Consider the following 648-nt stretch of genomic DNA (forward strand, 5'->3'; position numbering starts at 1 on the left):
TGTCGTCGAACTGCTGGTGCTCCTTGATGTTCGCCCCGTGGGCGAGAAGGAACTCGGTGACGGCGTGGACGATCCCCACCTGGTCCTGACAGGTGATCGTCAGCACGAACTGGGGGAGCGTCCGCCCGTCGGACGAGCCCGCGGGGACGCCGGCCGGTTGCGCGGAGGAGGAAGCGGAGGAGGACAGAGTGTCGACGACGGTCATGGAGGACTCCTGCCTGAAGGGGCGGCTGCTGGGGACGACTGACGTACCGGCATGGGTGACCCGGCCGGCCCGGTGCGGCGCCGAGGAGATCGACGTGGCGCACCGGGCCGGCCGGTGAGTGCCCGGGGGATCCGGATCACCGGCCGGCCGGGCGATGGGCACCTAGGCGCCGGCGGTGGGGATGGTGTCGCCGACTTTTTCGGTGATCCAGTCGTGGAAGGCCCCGATGTGGTGCTCGGAGGGGACCAGGACGCCGCCGGTGGCGTAGACCTTGGAGCCCATGGCGGGCTGGCAGCGTTCGCAGGCGTCGAAGTCCTGCTGGTTGACCCGGTGGAAGAGCTCCACCGAGGCCGAGACGTCCTTGCCGGACTCCACCACCGAGGGCAGATAGAGCCAGTCGCACTCCACGATGGTGCGGTCAGCGGCCATGGGGAACATGCGGT

The 648-nt window shown here is 69.6% G+C and carries 2 protein-coding genes; both read right to left on the reverse strand.

From position 1 onward, the window contains the following. The coding region (locus RCG67_RS16940; RefSeq protein ID WP_438612688.1) for an ACT domain-containing protein at positions 1–205 on the reverse strand (205 nt) is incomplete at its 3' end. A 162-nt stretch (positions 206–367) separates the two neighbouring features. Continuing rightward, the coding region (locus RCG67_RS16945; RefSeq protein WP_368827967.1) for an SRPBCC family protein at positions 368–648 on the reverse strand (281 nt) is incomplete at its 5' end.

The organism is Kocuria cellulosilytica (genome assembly GCF_040981245.1).
Taxonomy (GTDB): domain Bacteria; phylum Actinomycetota; class Actinomycetes; order Actinomycetales; family Micrococcaceae; genus Kocuria; species Kocuria cellulosilytica.